The organism is Microbacterium sp. K36 (genome assembly GCF_004794355.1).
GTDB lineage: Bacteria > Actinomycetota > Actinomycetes > Actinomycetales > Microbacteriaceae > Microbacterium > Microbacterium paraoxydans_D.
Window position 1 is genome coordinate 1 of record NZ_SSDN01000092.1, and the last position, 16,159, is coordinate 16,159.

At 70.8% G+C, this 16,159-nt stretch carries 14 protein-coding genes, 1 tRNA gene, 1 other RNA gene and 1 pseudogene; 5 read left to right on the top strand and 12 right to left on the bottom strand.

What is annotated here, in order from left to right; all coding sequences use genetic code 11:
• Both DW296_RS16510 and DW296_RS12190 read left to right on the top strand, forming a co-directional pair.
• A pseudogene (locus DW296_RS16510) lies at positions 1 to 463 on the top strand (hypothetical protein); the annotation flags it as partial.
• 104 nt (positions 464 to 567) lie between these two features.
• The gene (locus DW296_RS12190; RefSeq protein WP_136052452.1) at positions 568 to 1,716 is read left to right on the top strand and encodes an AI-2E family transporter; all 1,149 of its coding nucleotides are present in this window, start codon (positions 568 to 570) and stop codon (positions 1,714 to 1,716) included.
• Here the strand turns inward: DW296_RS12190 and DW296_RS12195 are convergent, their stop codons facing one another.
• From DW296_RS12195 to DW296_RS12210, 4 genes are read right to left on the bottom strand one after another with little or no spacing between them, the layout of a single operon-like run.
• Positions 1,717 to 2,637: a diacylglycerol/lipid kinase family protein gene (locus DW296_RS12195; protein ID WP_136052453.1), complete on the bottom strand. Its 921-nt coding sequence runs from the start codon at positions 2,635 to 2,637 to the stop codon at positions 1,717 to 1,719. It abuts the gene before it with no gap.
• A 48-nt stretch (positions 2,638 to 2,685) separates the two neighbouring features.
• Positions 2,686 to 5,661 carry a bifunctional [glutamine synthetase] adenylyltransferase/[glutamine synthetase]-adenylyl-L-tyrosine phosphorylase gene (locus tag DW296_RS12200; RefSeq protein WP_136052454.1) on the bottom strand — a complete coding sequence of 992 codons (2,976 nt, stop codon included), beginning with the start codon at positions 5,659 to 5,661 and terminating at the stop codon, positions 2,686 to 2,688.
• Positions 5,662 to 5,668: 7 nt separating this feature from the next.
• Complete coding sequence (gene glnA, locus DW296_RS12205; protein WP_025103603.1) at positions 5,669 to 7,006, bottom strand: type I glutamate--ammonia ligase; 1,338 nt, start codon at positions 7,004 to 7,006, stop codon at positions 5,669 to 5,671.
• A 2-nt stretch (positions 7,007 to 7,008) separates the two neighbouring features.
• Entirely contained in the window at positions 7,009 to 7,248 is a 240-nt protein-coding gene (locus DW296_RS12210; RefSeq protein ID WP_025103604.1) for a hypothetical protein, read from the bottom strand.
• A gap of 81 nt (positions 7,249 to 7,329) precedes the next feature.
• On the opposite strand from DW296_RS12210, the gene ppgK reads away from it, so the two are divergent.
• A complete protein-coding gene (ppgK, locus tag DW296_RS12215) occupies positions 7,330 to 8,076 on the top strand; it encodes a polyphosphate--glucose phosphotransferase (protein WP_136052455.1) in 747 nt (248 codons plus the stop codon).
• Between the two features lie 75 nt (positions 8,077 to 8,151).
• Here ppgK and rnpB read toward each other — a convergent pair.
• The 4 genes from rnpB to DW296_RS12235 form a co-directional block, all read right to left on the bottom strand.
• An RNA gene (rnpB, locus tag DW296_RS12220) (RNase P RNA component class A) lies at positions 8,152 to 8,508 on the bottom strand.
• A 24-nt stretch (positions 8,509 to 8,532) separates the two neighbouring features.
• Positions 8,533 to 10,233 (bottom strand): bifunctional 3'-5' exonuclease/DNA polymerase, encoded by a 1,701-nt coding sequence (locus DW296_RS12225; RefSeq protein ID WP_136052456.1) that lies wholly within the window; start codon positions 10,231 to 10,233, stop codon positions 8,533 to 8,535.
• 22 nt (positions 10,234 to 10,255) lie between these two features.
• Entirely contained in the window at positions 10,256 to 10,993 is a 738-nt protein-coding gene (locus tag DW296_RS12230) for a zinc ribbon domain-containing protein (RefSeq protein WP_136052457.1), read from the bottom strand.
• A gap of 37 nt (positions 10,994 to 11,030) precedes the next feature.
• Entirely contained in the window at positions 11,031 to 11,414 is a 384-nt protein-coding gene (locus tag DW296_RS12235; RefSeq protein WP_136052458.1) for a YchJ family protein, read from the bottom strand.
• A gap of 99 nt (positions 11,415 to 11,513) precedes the next feature.
• Here DW296_RS12235 and DW296_RS12240 point away from each other — a divergent pair, with 99 nt between their 5' ends.
• On the top strand, positions 11,514 to 12,353 hold the full coding sequence (locus tag DW296_RS12240; protein WP_136052459.1) for an aldo/keto reductase: 840 nt from the start codon (positions 11,514 to 11,516) through the stop codon (positions 12,351 to 12,353).
• An 11-nt stretch (positions 12,354 to 12,364) separates the two neighbouring features.
• On the opposite strand, the gene DW296_RS12245 is transcribed toward DW296_RS12240, so the two are convergent.
• Positions 12,365 to 13,201, bottom strand: a complete 837-nt coding sequence (locus DW296_RS12245; RefSeq protein WP_136052460.1) for a helix-turn-helix transcriptional regulator — start codon at positions 13,199 to 13,201, stop codon at positions 12,365 to 12,367.
• Between the two features lie 100 nt (positions 13,202 to 13,301).
• Between DW296_RS12245 and DW296_RS12250 the strand changes: the two genes are divergently transcribed.
• On the top strand, positions 13,302 to 14,066 hold the full coding sequence (locus tag DW296_RS12250; protein ID WP_136052461.1) for an SDR family oxidoreductase: 765 nt from the start codon (positions 13,302 to 13,304) through the stop codon (positions 14,064 to 14,066).
• A gap of 34 nt (positions 14,067 to 14,100) precedes the next feature.
• On the opposite strand, the gene DW296_RS12255 is transcribed toward DW296_RS12250, so the two are convergent.
• From DW296_RS12255 to DW296_RS12265, 3 genes are all read right to left on the bottom strand, one after another.
• Entirely contained in the window at positions 14,101 to 15,054 is a 954-nt protein-coding gene (locus DW296_RS12255) for an L-lactate dehydrogenase (RefSeq protein ID WP_136052462.1), read from the bottom strand.
• A 64-nt stretch (positions 15,055 to 15,118) separates the two neighbouring features.
• Positions 15,119 to 16,006: a TIGR01777 family oxidoreductase gene (locus tag DW296_RS12260; protein WP_136052463.1), complete on the bottom strand. Its 888-nt coding sequence runs from the start codon at positions 16,004 to 16,006 to the stop codon at positions 15,119 to 15,121.
• A gap of 27 nt (positions 16,007 to 16,033) precedes the next feature.
• Positions 16,034 to 16,106: transfer RNA gene (locus DW296_RS12265), tRNA-Val, on the bottom strand.
• Positions 16,107 to 16,159 lie beyond the last annotated feature (53 nt).

Genomic DNA, 16,159 nt, shown 5'->3' on the forward strand with positions numbered 1-16,159 from the left:
CCGCCGTCGCGCCGCCCCGGCGCACCCCGCGGCGTCCCCGGCACGGCGTACGCGACGTCGTCGCGAGTCCCTGCTCATCGCTGCGGTGGTCGTGCTCGGCGCGGTGACCACCGGCTCCGCCGCACTGCTCGGTCACGGCGAGCAGGCCCTCGCCAGCTCGGGTGCCGTCTCCGACGGTGCGTCGAGGATCGTCGAGGGCGTCGAGGACCTCGTGCCCGTCGAACCGGCTCCCGCCGACACCGTCGCCAACCCGGCGCCGGCAGAGACCATCGCCGTGGAGCCGGTGGCCGCGACCCCGGTGGCACCGGCGTCCTCGGTCACCGAGTCGGTGCCGGACACGAGCCTGCCCGAGAACGCCGCACCTCAGGCGCAGGAGAACCGGGGGAAGAACCCCGGCCGCGACGGCAACAACGGCAAGGGCAACAGCAACGGCAACAGCGGTAAGGGAAACAGCAGCCACTGACCCGCGTCCCTGGAGCACCCGCACCGCCCGCGGGTGTCGCTGAGCAGCGCGCGGGAGCGGGTGGAGGATGATCGAGTGTCGAGTATCGACAGAGGGAGGGGACCATGCGTCGCAGGAAGTTGATCGCACCACCGGACCAGGCACCGAGTGTGGCCGCTCAGCGACGGTCACCGTCGAGTGTGGTCGCCGGTGCCAGGGCGAACCCCTTCATGTTCGGTCTCCTCGGTGCCCTCGGGGTGCTCGTCGCGCTCATGATCGGCGGCATCGTCGGCCAGCTCGCCACCGTGCTGGTCTACATCGGCGTCGCGCTCTTCCTGGCGCTCGGGCTTGACCCGATCGTGCGCTTCATCGAGCGCAAGCTCCCCCGTCCGGCCGCGGTCGCCGTGGTCGTGATCGGGGTCCTCCTCGCCTTCGCCGGGATCATCCTCGCGATCATCCCCACCCTCGTGGAGCAGATCGGCAACCTCATCAAAGACGGTCCGAAGATGATCGAGGACTTCACGAACAGCGCCTGGTTCCAGGACGTGAGCGGACAGTTCGGCGGCACGATCAAGGACGCGGTCGACGGCGTGCTCGGCTTCGTGCAGAACCCGGACAACTTCCTCGACATCGGCGGCGGCGTCTTCGCCGTCGGTGCCGGGATCGCCGGTGGCCTGACGGGCATCACGATCGTGGTCATCCTCACGCTCTACTTCATGGCGTCGCTGCGCAGCATGAAGCGGGTGGCTGCCCGGTTCGTCCCGGCCTACCAGCGCGAGACGTTCAGCGAGCTCCTGGAGGACGTCTCGAGCGCCGTCGGGCGCTACGTCATCGGTCAGGCGAGTCTCGCGCTCATCAACGGCATCCTGAGCCTCATCTTCCTGACCATCATCGGAGCGCCGGTGCCGGCGCTGCTCGCACTGATCGCCTTCATCGGCTCGATGATCCCGCTCGTCGGAACCCTCTCGGCGTCGATCATCATCTCGCTCATCTGCCTGTTCGTCTCGCCGACGACCGCGCTGATCGCGATCATCTACTACCTGATCTACATGCAGATCGAGGCGTACGTGCTCTCTCCGCGGATCATGAACAAGGCCGTCGATGTCCCTGGCGCGCTGGTCGTCATCGCCGCAGTGGCCGGTGGTGCGCTCGGCGGGATCCTGGGTGCGCTCGTCGCCATCCCGGTGGCCGCGAGCATCATCATCATCGTGCAGAAGGTCGTCTTCCCCAATCAGGACAGGAAGAAGACGCCGCCCGCGGTGACCGTCGCCTGATCAGCGGACGAGGACGGCGCCGGGCTGCACACGGACGGTGAAGGCGTCGACCTCGCCGATCTCCTCGCCATCGATCTCGAACATCTGCGGCGCGGCGAGCTGCACCCGGATCCGCTCTGCCGAGACGTGGGTCGTGGAGTCCGTGCTCACCGCCTGATCGACGTTCCCGATCATGCGACGGATCCCGTTGTCCCAGACGACGGAGCGGACGGTGTCGAGCCACTGCAGCGCGCCGTCGGAGCTGATGAGCAGCATGTCGAGGAGGCCGTCGTCGAGGACGGCGTCCGGAAGCAGCCGGATGCCGCCCTGGAGCATGCCGCAGTTGCCGACGAGCAGCGTGTGCCCGCGCACCTCCTCCGGCTCGTGGTCGTCGAGCTGCAGCGTGATGTCCGTCATCTCGGTACCGGCGAGTGCCCGCCCCATCGCCTCTACGTACGCGAGCCAGCCGGCGCGATCCTTGAGATCGTCGTTGGTCTCCACGAGCATCTGCGCATCGACCCCGAAGCCGACCATGACGGAGAAGGCGTGCTCCTCGCCGTCGAACTCCACCCAGCCGAGGTCGATGCGGTGGGGCTCCGAGTCGCGGATGTGCTCGAGCGCCGGCAGCACGCCCTCCAGCGGCACGCCGAGGTTGCGCGCCAGGAGATTGCCGGTGCCCTGCGGCACGATCCCGAGGGCGACATCCGTGCCGACCAGAGCTTCGGCGACGGCGCGGATCGTGCCGTCGCCGCCGACTGCGATGACGAGGGCGCAGCCTTCCTCGACGACCTTCGCGGCGACTCCCCGACCGGGGTCGTCCGGAGTGGTCTCCCCCCAGCGCACATCGGCTTCCTCGCCGAACGCGAGGGTGACGGCCTCCTCGAGGACATCCCGGTCGGACTTCGTCGGGTTCCAGATCACGCCGATGCGAGGAGAGGTCATACGCTCACTCTGAGCGACGGAGGGCGATCGTGCAACTCGACCGGCCGTCTAGCCGTAGAAGAGCTGCTCGAAGGTCCGTCGCGCGCGCCGCGTGACCGCCAGATAGTCCTCTTCGAGCTGTGTCGCCGACCGGGGCGGATAGCCGAGCAGACGGGCCAGGGCGTCCAACTGACGACGGTCCGCGGGGAGGACGTCGCTCGTCTGGGCCGTGAGCAGCGTGATGCCCGAACGGAGCCGACTGGACAGCAGCCACGCCGCCCGCAGGCGCTCCGCGTCTTCCTCCTCGACGAGCCCGGCCTCGACCGTGGCGTCCAGCGCCTGCAGCGTGGATGTCGTGCGGAGACCCGGAACGTCGGTCGCATGCTGAAGCTGGAGGAGCTGCACGAGCCACTCCACGTCGCTGAGAGTCCCCGGCCCGAGCTTGAGATGACGACGCGGGTCCGTGCCCTGCGGCAGGCGCTCCCCCTCGACGCGGGCTTTGATCCGCTTGATCTCCCGGAGGCCCTGAAGGTCGACCGTCTCGGGATACCGGATGCTGTCCGCGAGCTCCATGAACCGCCCGATGAGCTTCGTGCTCCCGGCAACACCACGCGCCCGCAGCAGCGCCTGGGCCTCCCAGGACAGCGACCAGCGGCGGTAGTAGGCCGCGTAGGCGTCGAGGGACCGCACGATCGGACCGTTGCGCCCCTCGGGGCGCAGACCCGCGTCGAGGTCGAGGGGGAGGCGATGATCGGTGAGGTGTTCGCGGAGCCCCGCCACGATCCGCGTCGCGAGCTTCTCCGCTCTGCCCGGGTCGACGCCGTTCGCGTCGTACACGTACAGCACGTCCGCATCGGACCCGAAGCCGAGCTCGGCACCGCCGAACCGCCCCATGCCGATGACCGCGAAGTCGAGCGCCGCGTCCTCGGGCGGCACGACCTCGCGGAGGACGGCACGGAGGCCGGCCTGGATCGTCGCATCCGTGATGTCGGTGAGCGCGGTGGCCACCTCCTCGATGGTGACGACGTCGAGCACGGCCGCCATCGCGGTGCGCAGGAGCTCGCGACGCCGCAGGGCCCGCACGGCTCGCAGCGCATCGGCGACCGTCTCATGGCGCGTCTGGATCGCTCGGGCCTCGTCGTCGAGCGCCTGCGCGCTCCGCGGACGCAGCCGCTCGGCGCTGTCCAGCCACGCCACCGACTCCGGGATCCACTCCAGCAGCTCGCCGATGTACCGCGAGGACGACAGCAGTCGGGTGAGGCTCTCCGCCGCGCCGGACGAGTCCCGCAGCATGCGCAGGAACCACGAGGTGTCCCCCAGCCGCTCGCTGATGCGGCGGAACGCGAGGAGACCGTAGTCGGGGTCGCTGCCGTCCGCGAACCAGCGCACCATGACGGGCATGAGGTGACGCTGGATCGTCGCCTTGCGGCTGAGTCCGCGTGTCAGCGCGCCGATGTGGCGCAGCGCTCCCGCCGGGTCGCGGAACCCGATCGCGGCGAGCCGGTCGTGAGCCTGCTCCGCCGACAGGGTGCGCTCTTCCTCGGGCAGTCCGGCCACGGCGCTCAGCAGCGGCCGGTAGAAGAGGCGGGTGTGGATGTCGCGCACCTCGCGACGGACGCTCTCCCAGCGTGCCCAGACGCCCTCCCCCGTCTCCGCCAGCTTCGTGCTGCGCGCCAGGATGCGCAGGCCGGCCGGCGTCTTCGGCATGAGGTGGGTGCGGCTGAGGTCGCGCAGCTGCAGACGGTGCTCCATGAGCCGCAGCACCCGATAGTCGTCCGCGAAGGTGCCCGCATCCGCCCGACCGATGTAGCCGCCGGCGACCAGGGCGTCCAGGCTCTCCAGCGTGCCACGGGTGCGCAGCGACTCGTCGGTGAGACCGTGCACGAGCTGCAGGAGCTGCACCGTGAACTCGATGTCGCGCAGCCCGCCTGCCCCGAGCTTGAGCTGGTACGGAGCGTCCTCCGGGTCGATGTGCTCCATGACCCGCTCGCGCATGCGCTGGACGCTCTCGACGAACTCCTCCCTGGCGGCACTCGACCACACGCGCGGCTGCACCGCATCGATGTAGGCCGCGCCCAGGTCGGGATCGCCGGCGAGCGGACGAGCCTTCAGCAGAGCCTGGAACTCCCAACTCTTCGCCCACCGGTCGTAGTACGCGACATGGGAGGCGAGGGAACGCACGAGGGCGCCCTGCTTGCCCTCCGGACGCAGCGCCGCGTCGACCTCCCAGAGCGGCGGCTCGACCTCGATGGCGCTGAGGTTGCGCATGGTGTCCCTGGCCAGACGCGTGGCGATGTCGATCGCCTGCGGCTCGGAAAGCGCCTCTTCATCCGCCGTGCCGCCGACGAAGATGACGTCGACGTCGCTGACGTAGTTGAGTTCCCGCGCGCCGGCCTTCCCCATGCCGATCACGGCCAGTTGGGTGGCAGCGACGGCATCGCGACCGGCGGACGGGGCCTGGCGGGTGCGGGCGATCGCGAGCGAGGCCTCAAGGGCCGCGCCGGCGAGATCCGCGAGGGAAGCGGCGACCGCGGCGACCACCTCTTCGGGACGCGGGTGGCTGAGATCGAAGGCGGCGATCTCCGCGAGGTTCCGCCGATACGCGACGCGGAGCGCCACGACCGTCCCGTCGTCCGCCGAGTCGGCGAACCCGTCCTCCGCCCCGACGGCAGCGAGGAGGCGATCGCGCCACACGTCCGCCGCGGGGAGCACGTCGACCGCTGCCGCCAGCACCTCCAGCTCGTCGGGATGCCGCAGGAAGAACTCCGCCAGTCCCACGGAGGCGCCGAAGACGCGCCAGACGCGCCGGCGTGTCTCCTCGTCGCCGACGAGCGCTCGCAGCGGGGAGGGATCTCGTCGAGCGACCCGCAGCATCCCGCGAACGGCCGCATCCGGATCCGCGGCGACGGCCGCCTCGAGCAGCATCGCGCGCGGCACGCCGAGCAGGCTCTCGAGCTCCGCCAGCGACGCCACGGCCTCGCTCAGCTCGGCGAACCCGAGCCGGGCGAGGGCCGAGAGCGAGACGGAGGCGTCGGGGCGAGCCATGCAGCGCTCAGAGGAGCTCGAGGTTGTTCTTCAGCTCCAGCGGCGTGACCTGGCCGCGGTACGCCTCCCACTCCTTGCGCTTGTTGAGCAGCACGTAGTTGAACACCTGCTCCCCCAGCGTCTCCGCGACGAGCTCCGAGGCCTCCATGTACTCCAGGGCGTGGTCGAGGCTGGCGGGCAGGGCGGAGTATCCCAGCGCCCGGCGCTCGGCGTCGCTCAGCGCCCAGACGTTGTCCTCCGCCTCCGGCGGAAGCTCGTACTCCTCCTCGATGCCCTTGAGACCGGCGGCGAGCATGAGCGCGTAGGCCAGGTAGGGGTTCGCCGCAGAATCGAGCGCGCGGTACTCGACGCGCGACGACTGCCCCTTGTTCGGCTTGTACATCGGGACGCGGACCAGGGCGGAGCGGTTGTTGTGGCCCCACGTGATGAAGCTCGGTGCCTCGTCGCCGCCCCAGAGCCTCTTGTACGAGTTGACGAACTGGTTCGTCACGGCGGAGATCTCGTTGGCGTGCTTGAGTAGACCCGCGATGAAGTGGCGTCCGGTCTTGGAGAGCTGGTACTTCGCACCCTCCTCGTAGAAGGCGTTCTGATCGCCCTCGAACAACGACATGTGCGTGTGCATGCCGCTGCCGGGCTGGCCGCTGAGCGGCTTCGGCATGAACGTGGCGTACACGCCCTGCTCGATAGCGACCTCCTTGATGACCGTGCGGAAGGTCATCACGTTGTCCGCGGTGGTGAGGGCGTCGGCGTAGCGCAGGTCGATCTCGTTCTGGCCGGGGCCACCTTCGTGGTGGCTGAACTCCACGGAGATGCCGAGGTCCTCCAGCATGCGGACCGAACGGCGACGGAAGTCGTGCGCCGTGCCCCCGGGCACGTTGTCGAAGTAGCCGGCAGAGTCGACGGGGACGGGTCCCTCAGGGCCGAACGACGACGACTTGAGCAGGTAGAACTCGATCTCCGGGTGCGTGTAGAACGTGAAGCCCGCATCGGCGGCCTTCGCGAGCGTCCGCTTCAGCACGTGACGGGGATCGGCCACCGCGGGCTGCCCGTCGGGGGTGGTGAGGTCGCAGAACATGCGAGCGGTCGGGTCGATCTCCCCGCGCCACGGCAGCGTCTGGAAGGTCGTCGGGTCGGGCTGGGCGAGCAGATCGGACTCGTAGGTGCGGGTCAGCCCCTCGATGGCGGAGCCGTCGAACCCGATGCCCTCGGCGAAGGCGCCCTCGACCTCTGCCGGCGCGATGGCGACGGACTTGAGCGTGCCGATCACGTCGGTGAACCACAGGCGCACGAACTTGACGCCGCGCTCCTCGATCGTCCGGAGGACGAAGTCCCTCTGCTTGTCCATGGCTACTCTGCGCCCTGGCCCTTCTCCGCACCGAAGCCACTGGACGGCTTCGCATCCCAGCCCTGCTCCGCGGCCTCTTCCTCGGCCCAGGCGCGCGACCGCTCCTTGAGCACCTCGGGGGCGCGGCGCGCCTCGGCCTCGGTGTCGAACGGACCGATGCGGTCGATGGACGGCGACAGCATGCCGAACTCGACCTCGCCCGTGACGGAGTTGTACCAGTACTTGTGATCGCCGTCGGTCATGGCTGCTCCTTCTTCCCGCGAGCGGTTGGGGTGATGTCATCGATCCTACTGGCGTGCACCGTGGTCGCTAAGCTATCGGCCATGGCAAAAGCGATCGGCGTCGACATCGGCGGCACGGGCATCAAAGCGGGAATCGTCGACCTCGAGCACGGCACCATGGCCTCGGATCGGGTGCGCGTGCCCACTCCGGCCGGCGCGGCACCGGAAGACGTCCTCGTCGCGGTGCAGACCGTCCTGAAGACGCTCGACGTGCACGAGTCGACCCTGCCGCTCGGCGTGGCGTTCCCCGCGATCGTCAAGCGCGGCAAGACCCTCTCCGCGGCCAACGTCTCGAAGGAGTGGATCGACTTCGACGCCGAGCGCTTCTTCCGCGACGGCCTCGGCCGCAACATCGTCTTCGTGAACGACGCCGATGCCGCCGGCGTCGCGGAGGCCCGCCACGGAGCCGCCCGCGACGTGCTCGGCTTCACGCTCCTGACCACGCTCGGCACCGGGATCGGCTCCGCGTTCCTGTACGACGGCGTCCTGCTGCCGAACACGGAGCTCGGCCACCTGAACTTCCGCGAGTACGAGTCCGTCGAGACCTACGCGGCCACCTCGGCGCGCGAGCGCGAGGGCCTGAGCTGGGCGGAGTGGGCCGAGCGCCTGCAGGCGTTCTACTCGCACATCGAGTTCCTGTTCAGCCCCGACCTGTTCGTGGTCGGCGGCGGCGTGTCGAAGAACGCGGGCGACTTCCTGCCCCTGCTCGACCTGAAGACGCCGATCGTCCCGGCGATCCACCGCAACAACTCCGGCATCATCGGCGCGGCCTCGCTCGCCGGCGACTGACCCTTCGACAGGCTCAAGGACCCAACGAGAGAAGGCCCCGATGACGCGAGTCATCGGGGCCTTCGGCGTTCGAGGCGAATGGGCCGACCTGTACGCCGGGTTCTGTTCCGGGGTTCTTCGCCCCTTCGACGGCCATCTCTCTCGGCGACACGTTGCCGTGCCGCTCCAGCGGTCTACCCGAGGACTCGGCGGGCCGCGTCATCATCCTCTGTCTGACCTTGCTCCGGGCGAGGTTTACCTGGCGGGCCGTGTCACCACGGCCCCCGGTGGTCTCTTACACCACCCTTTCACCCTTACCCCTCGCGGGGCGGTCTGCTCTCTGTGGCACTGTCTCGCGGATCACTCCGGGTGGGTGTTACCCACCGCCCTGCCCTCTGGAGCCCGGACGTTCCTCGGTGCGGTTGCCCGCCACGCGACCGTCCAGTCGACCCATTCGCCCCTCCAGTCTACGGGGCCTCACTTCTCTGCGGAGTCCGCGATGCGCAGGTCGAGCGGCACGTCGATCGGGAAGGTGCCGAACAGGCGGGTGGTGGCAACGGCAGCGGCATCGCGCACGGCGTCCGCGGCGGCTTCCGCGTGCTCCTGCGGCGTGTGCAGGATGACCTCGTCGTGCAGGAAAAATGCCAGGTGCGGCTCCCGGGCGAACGCCCCCGATGCCTCGGCCGCGCCGAAGACCTCGGGGAGCTGTGCCAGGCGATGACGGATCTCTGCGAGCCAGATGAGCGACCACTCCGCCGCGGTGCCCTGGACGACGAAGTTCCGGGTGAAGCGCCCCCACTCCCGCGCGCGGCGGCGGGCGAGGGAGACCACGGCGGGGTCGGCATCCGCGCCCGTGGCATCGGCCTGCAGCCGCATCCACTCCGTGGAGGGACGCGGCGAGGAGCGACCGAGCCAGGTCGAGACGATGCCGCCGTCCTCGCCCACCCGCGCCGCGTCGTCGACGAGCGCCATCGCACGCGGGTACACCTTCCGCAGCCGGGGAACGAGTCGCCCGCTGTCGCCGCTGGTGGCGCCGTACATCGCACCAAGCACCGCGTACTTCGCCTCCTCGCGGGTCGCGACGGCACCCGACGCGACGACCCCCGCGTAGAGGTCGCCGCCGCGCGCCGCGGCCGCCATCGCCTCGTCGGCAGCCATGGCCGCGAGCATCCGCGGCTCGAGCTGGGCGACGTCCGCGACGACGAGGGCCCAGCCCGGATCCGCGCGCACCGCGGGGCGGAGGTTGCGCGGCAGTTGCAGCGCGCCGCCGCCGGCCGATGCCCACCGTCCGGTCACGACGCCCCCGGGGATGTACACCGGGCGGAAACGGCCGTCCTGCACCCACTCCGACAGCCAGCTCCAGCCGTTCGCGCTGAGCAGTCGAGACAGCTTCTTGTAGGCGAGGAGCGGTTCGATCACCGGGTGCTCGTGGGCGGACAGCTCCCACTTGCTCGTGGACTCCACCGACACGCCCACGCGGTGCAGCGCCCGCAGCAGCTTCTGCTGGCTGTCCAGGTGCAGCGTGGGGTCGTCGAGCAGGGCCCGCACCTCGTCGCCGCGCTCCACCATCCGTCGGGGCAGCCCGCCCGCGGCCGGACGAGCCCCCAAGGTCTCGGTGAGGATCGCATCGTGCACCCCGGCGTCCCACGGGAGCCCCGCGACGCGCATCTCCTCCGCGATCAGCCCGCCGGCCGACTCCGCGGCGCACAGCAGCGTCAGGCGCCCGTCGGCCGCCTCCGCCATTACGGTCCGCTGCGCGCGGTACTGCTCGAGTGCCGCGGCGATCGCGTCCTCGCCGGACTCCTCGTCGAGGACGTCGAACAGAGAGGGGGTGGTGTCGACCGGGTCGCGGCGCTCCCACGTAGCGGCGGGTGCCAGCGGCGTGGACACCATGGCCGTGTCGCGCAGGATCGCGTGGCAGAGCACGAGATCATGGCTGCGCGTGATCCTGACGCCCTCGGTCAGGAGCAGCGCGTAGATCTCGGCCGCGCTGCGGATGATCCACCGCGGGGCGTCGGCGGCTTCGACCGCGGCCACCCATCCGGCGAGTTCCGCCGCGGGCAGGAGCGTACGCTGCTGCTCCTCGTCGTGTTCGTCGAGCTCGATCGCGGCGTACTCCCCCGCACCGAGGCCGACCAGCGCGAGGCGTCGCTCCGGGCCCGACGCCGGCGCCGTCACGGGCGGTGCAGGCCGGATGCGCTCATGAAGAGAGTCCCGACTCCTCGGTGCGCACGAGGATGCAGCCGCACTCGGGGCACGAGACGACCTCGTCCTCGGGCGCACGGCGGATCTCGTTGAGATCGGTGCCGGGGAGCATCATGCGGCAGCCTTCGCAGGTCCCGCGGGTGAGGAGCGCGGCTCCGGCGCTGTTCGCGGCGCGGCGATCGTACTCCGCGAGAAGAGGCGCGGGAACGGTGGCGGCGACCGCCTCCCGGTCGCGGGCGAGCTGGGCGCCGAGCTCGGTCGCCGCAGCGACGTCGGCCTTGCCCTGCGCGGTGAGGGCACTCCCCTCCGCGGTCGTCGCATCCAGCAGCGCCTGCTGCGCGGCCACGGCGGCGTCGGCTTCCTCGACCCGGCCCATGACGTCGAGCTCCGCATCCTCCAGGTCGCTCAGACGCTTGGCGAGGCTAGCGAGCTCGTGCTCCAGGGCCTGCGCCTCCTTCGGGTTCGTGGCCGCCGCGAGGCGCTGGGCGTCGCGGTCGCGCCGCTGCTCCGCCAGCGCGACGTCGGACTCCAGCCGCGAGAGCTCGGTGCGGGCGTCGTCCCTGGCGCCGGTCAGAACCGTGAGCTCGCGGAGCTGCTCCTGACGGATGGCGACGAGCTCGGCGATCCGGCCCGCCTGGCTCGGCTGCGTGCGGGCACGCTCCGCCTGCGCGATGCGCCGGTCGAGGTCCGCGATGTCGAGCAGGGTGCGCTGGTTCTCCGGGGTGGCGTTCACGCTCTCAAATCTAGTCGCTGCCGGGCCGAGCGCCGCATCATCGGATGTCGCCGTCCACGTAGAACCACGTCCGGTTCTCGCGGACGAAGCGGCTGCGCTCGTGCAACGATCCACGTGCGCCGCCCTGCCGCCAGAAGGCCTCGAACTCGACCACGCCCTCCGTATCGAACGGGCCGCCGGCCACGCGATCCACGATCACCAGCCGACGCCACTCGAGGTCGTCCTCGAAGGTGATCGTCTCCGGTCGTGTCTCCGGGTGCCAGGTGCGGAGCAGGTATGCCCCGTCCTCCCGCACGAAAGCGGTGTACCGGGAGCGCATCAGCCGCTCGGCGGTCGGGGCAGGAGCGCCGTCGAGGACGGGGCCGCAGCACGCGGCGAAGGTGTCCCCCGAAGCACAGGGGCAGCGGAAGGACGCCGTCATGAGAGCGCGACGATCAGGGCCATGCCTGCCAGCATCGCGCGGAGGGCCGCGACGCGCCAACTCGGCCTACGCTGGAGGCACGCCAACGGAGGAGCATCGATGACCACTGTCCCCACCTTCCGCGCACACAACGGCTTCGCCCTGCCGGCACTCGGCCTCGGCACGTATCGGCTGAACGGCGACGCCGGAGCCGACGCGATCGCCCAGGCCCTCCGTGCGGGCTACCGCCTCGTGGACTCGGCGTTCAACTACGAGAACGAGGGCTCCGTGGGGCGCGGCGTCGCGGCCTCCGGCGTCCCCCGCTCCGAGGTCATCGTGACGACGAAGCTCCCCGGACGGCACCATCCCCGCGCGACGGCGACCGCCAGCATCGAGGAGAGCCGCTCCCGCCTCGGCCTCGACGCGACCGATCTGCACCTCATCCACTGGCCGAACCCGAGCCAGGACGAGTACGTCGAGGCATGGGAGGCTCTCGTGGAAGCCCAGTCGCGCGGCGTCGTCCGCCAGATCGGGGTCTCGAACTTCCTCCCCGAGCACCTCGAGCGCATCGAACGGGAGACCGGGGTCCGGCCGGTCGTGAATCAGATCGAGGTGCACCCGTACTTCCCGCAGGAGGAGCAGCTGGCCTATCACCGGGAGCGCGGCATCCTCACCGAGGCCTGGAGCCCGCTGGGGCGTGCGCAGGCCCTCCTCGACGAGGACGTCGTCCGCGAGGTGGCCGCCGCTCACGACATCACACCCGCACAGACCGTCCTCGCCTGGCACGTGGCCAGGGAGACGGTCGCGATCCCGAAGGCGTCGTCCGCGGAGCACCAGTCGGCAAACCTCGCCGCCGCCGCCGTCGTGCTCGACGACGCGGAGGTCGCCGCGATCACCGCACTCGGACGCGCGGACGGGCGCCTGTTCGACGGCGATCCTGCCGTGCACGAGGAGTCCTGAGCCGCGAGGGCTCAGACGCTCTGTGTGCCGAGCACGCGCAGGAACTCCAGCTTCCCGGCGGCCCCGCTCCCGGGTTGCGCTGTGAGGACGATGAGCGCCTGCGACTCGTCCTCGGTGAACAGCGCCTGGCAGTCCACCTCGATCTCCCCGAGCTCCGGGTGGACGATCACCTTGCGCTGCTCGAAGCGACGGGCGACCTCGTGGGCCGCCCACAGCCGCACGAACTCGGGGCTCCGTTCCGACAGATCCGCCACGATCTCCCCCGCCCGTGACCGCGCGCCCATGGTGCCGTACGCCGCGCGCAACGCCGCCACCAGCGCCCGTGACTGCCGGGGGTGATCGACCTCCCGGTATCGCCGCCGTTCCTCCTCCGGTCGCGCGAACCAGCGATGGATGCCGCTCCGGTCGAGCCCGGTCAGACCGCTCGCGTCTCCGATCAGCGCCCGCGAGGCGTCGTTCTGCACCAGCACCTCGTCGAGTGCCGAGACCACGAACGCCGGGGTGTCGTGCAGACGGTCGAGCACCCGGAGAATGCCGGGACGGACGTAGTCGGTGATCACCGCGCGATCGGGAGCGCTGAGCCCGCTGAGCCGGTAGAGGTAGTCGCGCTCGTCCGAGGACAGCCGCAGCGCGCGGGCGAGGGCGGCGAGGATCTGGGGGCTCGGCTGCGGGCCCCTGCGCTGCTCGAGACGCGTGTAGTAGTCCGTCGACATGGTCGCCAGCTGCGCGACCTCCTCCCGGCGCAGCCCGGCCGTCCGCCGACGCGGCCCTTCAGGCAGACCCACATCGGCGGGACGGAGCGCCTCCCGACGGCGCAGGAGGAAGTCGGCCAGGGCATCGCGATCCATCCGTGCAGTATCCCCCGGACGTGGGACGGGATCCAGGGACCGCCGATCCCCCGATCAGCCGTCTCTGGCACGGCGCCGGTGCAGCACCGAGGCTGGGGTCATGGACATCACCGGAAACACCATCTTCATCCCCGGCGCGACGAGCGGGATCGGTCTGGCGCTGGCGCTCCGGCTGCAGGAGCGCGGCAACACCGTGATCGTCGGGGGACGCCGCGGGGACCGGCTGACCGCGATCGCCGCCGCGCATCCCGAGCTCCACACCGTCCGGATCGACACCGCGGACCCGACCAGCATCCGCGAGGCTGCGGCCGCGGTCCTCGCCGCGCATCCGACGCTGAACGTGCTGATCACGATGGCGGGCATCATGCGCACGGAGGACTGGACCACGCCGGCCGGCTTCCTGTCCACCGCCGAGGAGACCGTCACGACGAACATCCTCGGCCCGATCCGTCTCATCGCCGCCTTCATCGAGCACCTGCGGGCCCAGCCCGCCGCGACCATCATGACCGTCTCCTCCGGTCTCGCCTTCGCACCCCTGAAGGTCACGCCCACGTACAACGCGAGCAAGGCGGCGATCCACATGCTCAGCGAGTCGCTGCGGCTGCAGCTCGCGGGCACGACCGTCGCGGTGCAGGAGCTCGAGCCGCCCGCCGTGCGCACGGACCTCATGCCCGGGCACGCGGAGAACGAGGCCGCTCTGCCGCTCGACGCGTTCGTCGACGAGGTCATGACGCTCATCGAGACCCAGCCCGACGCGACCGAGATCCAGGTCGAGCGGGTGAAGTTCCTCCGCTACGGCGAGGCGCGCGGCGATTACGACGACGTCGTCACGATGCTCAACCGCTCCGATCCGCACGGCCGGTGAACCCCGGTGGGGCGGACCGCCGCCCCACCGGCCGTCACTCCTGCAGGGATGCGGCGACCGCGGTGAGCGCGCCGGCGGACTGCCGCAGCAGCTCGAGCTCGCGATCCGAGAACGCCGTCGTGCGGATCGGCACGGCCCCGGCGGCGCTGACGATCGACGGCACGGACAGGGCGACGCCGTCGATCCCGTGGAAGTCGCGGAGCACCGTGCTCACGGGCATCACCGCATGCTCGTCCCGGAGGATCGCCTCGACGATGCGCGCGCTGGAGAGCCCGATCGCGTAGTTCGTGGCGCCCTTCCCCTGGATCACCTTGTAGGCGGCGTCCCGGACGTCGACGGCGATCTCGTCCAGCTCCTCCAGGGTGAAGCGCGGGTGCTCCGGGGTCTCCCAGTCGAGGATCGGGACCGTGCCGATCGTCGCCCGCGACCAGAGCGGGAACTCGGTGTCGCCGTGCTCCCCGATGATGTGGGCGTGCACGCTGGCCGTGGACACGCCCGCCCGCTCCCCCAGCTTCCAGCGCAGCCGGGAGGTGTCGAGGACCGTTCCGGAGGCGAAGATGCGCTCCGGGGGCAGGCCCGTCTCCTGCTGAGCGATGACGGTGAGCACATCGCACGGGTTCGTGACGATGACGTAGACCGCGTTCGGCGCGACGGACAGCAGCTCCGGCATCATGCGCCGGATGATGCCGGCGTTCACCCCGGCGAGCTCGGTGCGCGTCTGCCCCGGGTTCTGCTTCGCTCCCGCGGTGATGACCACGACGTGGGAACCGGCCGCCACCGAGATGTCGCTGCCGCCGATGATGTCGCTGCTGCCGGTGAACTGCGTCCCGTGTGCGAGGTCCAGCACCTCCGCCTCGACCTTCTCGGTCGCGATGTCGTACAGCGCGACGTGGCGGGCCGAACCGCGGATCAGAGCCGCATATGCCACGCTCGATCCGACGCTTCCGGCGCCGACGACGGTGAGCTTCGAGTTCTCGATGATCTCCATGCGCCCATCCTGACAGCGCGGTCGCCGTCACGGCAGGGGTCTCGCCGGGAGAATCGCGGGCTCGTCAGATCGCGGCGTCCACGGCGTCGACGGCGGTGGAATGGGTGAACCGGAAGCCGGACCGCTGGAGAGCCTCGGGGCGCACGTCGGCATCGGGGAGCAACAACGAGTCGGCGGCATCGCCGAGGGCGAGGCGCAGGGCCCACCGGGGAGCGGGCAGCCAGAACGGCCGGTGCATCCGCTGCGCGAGCGCGCGACCGATGTCGTTCGCGGACGCCCGGGTGGGCCCGCTGAGGTTGACCGGCCCCGCGAGCTTCTCATCGAGGACATGGCGGATACCGCGCACCTCGTCGTCCAAGGAGATCCACGGCCAGATCTGCGTACCCGGACCCAGGGGGCCGGCGACGCCGAGCTTCGTCAGCGTGACCATGGGCCGGAGCACACCCCGGCGGTGGATCACCGGTGCCGTCCGCAGCAGCGCGACCCGCGTGTGGTCCTCCGCTCGTCGCGCGGCTGTCTCCCAGCGCACGGTGAGGTCGGCCAGGAAGGTGCTCCCGGGGCCGGAGTGCTCGGTGAGCACCTCGCCGGGCGCCGATCCGTAGTAGCCCACGGCGGAGGCGGAGAGGAAGGCGGGCGCGTCGGTGCGCAGAGCGCGCAGCGCGGTGGTGAGCGTGTTCGTCGCGTCGAGCCGCGATTCGACGAGCTGGCGGCGGTACCCGCGCGTCCACGGCAGCCGGCCGACGCTCGCACCCCCGAGGGCGACGACGGCCTCCGCCCCGGCGAGTGCGTCGGGATCGAGGGACGCCTCCCCCGGAGCCCACTCGATCTCGCCCTCCGCCTGCGGGGGACGCCGCACGAGGGTGCTCACCTCGATGCCGTCCGCCCGCAGGGAGGCGGCGAGAGCGGAACCGATGAGGCCTGATGCCCCGCTGATGACGATGCGTCGCGTCATTGCGCTCCCCGCTGCAAACGTTACGGGTGGGCCCTGCCGGGATCGAACCGACGACATCCACGGTGTAAACGTGGCGCTCTACCAGCTGAGCTAAAGGCCCTGGTGCGCTCAGTCTATCCGGGCGCGGATGCGCACCCGTGTCGTGGAAGAGGG